Genomic DNA, 2,807 nt, shown 5'->3' with positions numbered 1-2,807 from the left:
GAGATCACTTTATAAATTTATTGATGGATGAGTATTGCCCTCAAGCTGATCACCAAGATGCTGACCCTGAAATCGCCGAAGAATGGGTTGGATCTCCTAAAGAGGAAGCTGAGCCATGTTTTAATGTCCGAGAACGAATTGTAAAAGTACCTGTATTCTTAACTTACGTGGATTTGTCAGTGGATATTGCAGAAAATATATCTCAATCGTTATTCCCAACACAAATAACTGATATACAATGTAGTCTCCAGTCTATTGAAAGTTCAGTTATTCAGCCTTCATCACATGTGTTATTTAAAGGGACGTTGATGCTGGAAGTTGAATTTGAGAGTAGCCAAAATCAAAATTCTTTACAGTCCACCAAAATCCCCATCCAATGGGAAAAATGGATTGAAGTAAAATGGGATAACGAACCCGATATACCTGACCAAACGGAGAGAGAATTTACATTTGTGAATGAAGATGAAAGGGTAGGGATACATCGAGAAATGCAACAAACGAATGCTCATCCTATTTTTCATCAAGTTCAATGTGCTTCATGCAATTCCTTTCATGAACCCGGATCAGAGAATACAAGGATCAATGGCACACTAAATGTATCCTTAAGTTTATACCAATCTCAATATGTAACGATCTCATAGAAAAAGGCTGTCTGGAATACCAGGCAGCCTTTTATTAGATGTTCTCAAATCGCTACATATGTAACAAAGATTTCTATATAAACTAGTAACTATTCTGTTATAGATGAAAATGATATAAACGCCTTCCTACAATTGTCCACTCCCTTATAGGGGTGATTGCATATATAAATAGTAAGTCAAAACAATGAAAGATTCATGCCAATCGGGGTGAATGTCGTTCATGTGTTTTGACAATTTTAGAATAGGAGTGAATTAGGATGAGGAAAAATACAGGCAACTCATGTGGCGGTCATAAGCATTGTCCTCCAATGATGGGTAGCGATACGGCTAAATCAAAAGATCATTTTTGTACGGTCGGACCTCTCGCAAACCAGAGAACTATTGAGCGTACTGTTATTTTAGCTGATGTACCCATTTCGTCAAGAGTAGAAGCTGATGTTGAATTACCATCCTTCGCAAATGATATCAAACACATTAGAAAAAATGTACATTTAACACAGTGTAAAGTTATTCCGATTCAACCAGCAGTACCACTTGCAGTTCCTAATACAACGAACTTACTAGATGTATATATTGAAGGTTATGTTCACAAAAATATTCAGTACTCTGAAGATGGTTATGGATACGTGAGAGACTACAGTGTGAATGTACCATTTAAATGTTACCAAAGGGTTACACTAGATCCCGGAAACACCGCTAACATCGCTATTAGCCAAAAGGGTAACCAAGTTCAAGAAGTAAGAGTATCTGGCAAAGATGGAATGGGAGCAGATCGTTGTGAATTTGGATCGGTCACATTTGAAAATCTAAACAATCCTGTTGAATGTCAGTTACTTCGTGCTCGTGTAAGTGAAAGAGATTTTCCAGAAGATTTCAACGTATGGGGACAGTTTAATAATGTAAAAGAGAAAATGACAATTGATTTCGTTGTTCGTCTAACCCAGAAACAACGTCGTCCAGATGCAGGTCCTAACCCAGGCGAAAAAGATTTTGACGAAGATTAATCGAGAGGAAAGGCGTCTTATTATAAAGACGCCTTTCTATTTATTTTTAATACGCTTATGACTTATGAATGATCTTTATCTAGGATGATGGTTTTTAAATAAGCGATTTCATCTAATCCTTGCTTTATGGAGTCCTCAAGAGATTGAAGGGTTTCACCGTGCAATTCAACTAGATTAGAAGGATCAGGTGAGGAGCTAGAATGAATAGGATCTTTTGTGTCTTGATTATCCTGAACAGGATTTAATGTGTGAAACTCTTGAGTGAACACCTCTAATTCTTTGCACAAAGAATCATATTGTTGTTTTTGGTTCGTTACTTCTTCATTTAATTTTCTATTTTTCTGAGTTAAAGTCTGATTTTGATTTTGTAGCCTTTGGTTTTGGTTTCTTTCATTTTTTAGGCTATCCTCCAATGTTTTTATGTTCTCTTTTTTATTATTTAAATCTAATTGAAGACGTTCTTCGTTTTGGATTTGCTGATTCAACCTCTCAATTTCTTCAGAAAGTTTTGCCTTTTCTTCTTCCAGTTCTTTAGTAAGCTCTTTCTTCTCTTTCTCAAGCTTTTTATTTTCGTTTATAAAGCGGTGATTCTCTTCCTCATATGTTTTTAATTGATTCTGCATTTGCTCTATATCCGCTTTCCGAATCTCATTTTCCTGTTTATCTTGATATAAGTCTTGTAACTCTTCTTGAAGTTCTTGTATCGTCTGATGCAATCTTTCGTTTTCCTGATTCACTTCTTGAACGGAAAAAGGTTGCTTGAATTTCTCATATAAAGCTTTATATTTGTTTAATTCAGCAGTTAAGTAGATGATCTTTTGTTGATCCTCATTTACTTTAGAGTGGTACACATTAGAGGTGTTTTCTGAGCTTTCCATATAGATTCCTCCCTAAAATTGGGCTCGTGTATTATTTATATGCGAGGATCATGTTGGTGTGAAAACACTCTAAGGTAGTGTGGCAATTAAAGTTTAAAATGAAATCGATATTGCGTTTTCAGATATAAAAGGTTGGTCTACATCATGGAAGTAAACAGCTGCTTTTATTACAACCCTTTCTTGTTCATCTTCCTTTGGTTTGATTGTGATTTGCAGGTTTGGTAAGGTGATAGTTTCATCTGCAGGAATTTCTGTGAAATCAATCGGTGAGATCCAATATTATC

Annotated in this window: 3 protein-coding genes; 2 read left to right on the top strand and 1 reads right to left on the bottom strand. The window is 35.8% G+C overall.

Annotated elements, in window-relative coordinates; genetic code table 11:
• Both U3A55_RS00015 and U3A55_RS00010 read left to right on the top strand, forming a co-directional pair.
• Nucleotides 1–641, top strand: a 641-nt coding sequence (locus U3A55_RS00015) for a hypothetical protein (RefSeq protein WP_330989463.1), incomplete at its 5' end; no start/stop codon positions are given.
• A gap of 257 nt (nucleotides 642–898) precedes the next feature.
• A complete protein-coding gene (locus U3A55_RS00010) occupies nucleotides 899–1,645 on the top strand; it encodes a CsxC family protein (protein WP_330989462.1) in 747 nt (248 codons plus the stop codon).
• 62 nt (nucleotides 1,646–1,707) lie between these two features.
• Here the strand turns inward: U3A55_RS00010 and U3A55_RS00005 are convergent, their stop codons facing one another.
• A complete protein-coding gene (locus U3A55_RS00005; protein WP_330989461.1) occupies nucleotides 1,708–2,523 on the bottom strand; it encodes a hypothetical protein in 816 nt (271 codons plus the stop codon).
• Between the last annotated feature and the right edge of the window lie 284 nt (nucleotides 2,524–2,807).

The sequence above is a fragment of the Salarchaeum sp. III genome (genome assembly GCF_036418315.1).
In the GTDB taxonomy this organism is placed as follows: Archaea; Halobacteriota; Halobacteria; order Halobacteriales; family Halobacteriaceae; genus Salarchaeum.
The sequence above is the reverse complement of the archived record's forward strand: the minus strand, read 5'-3'. Positions and strand labels throughout refer to the sequence as shown.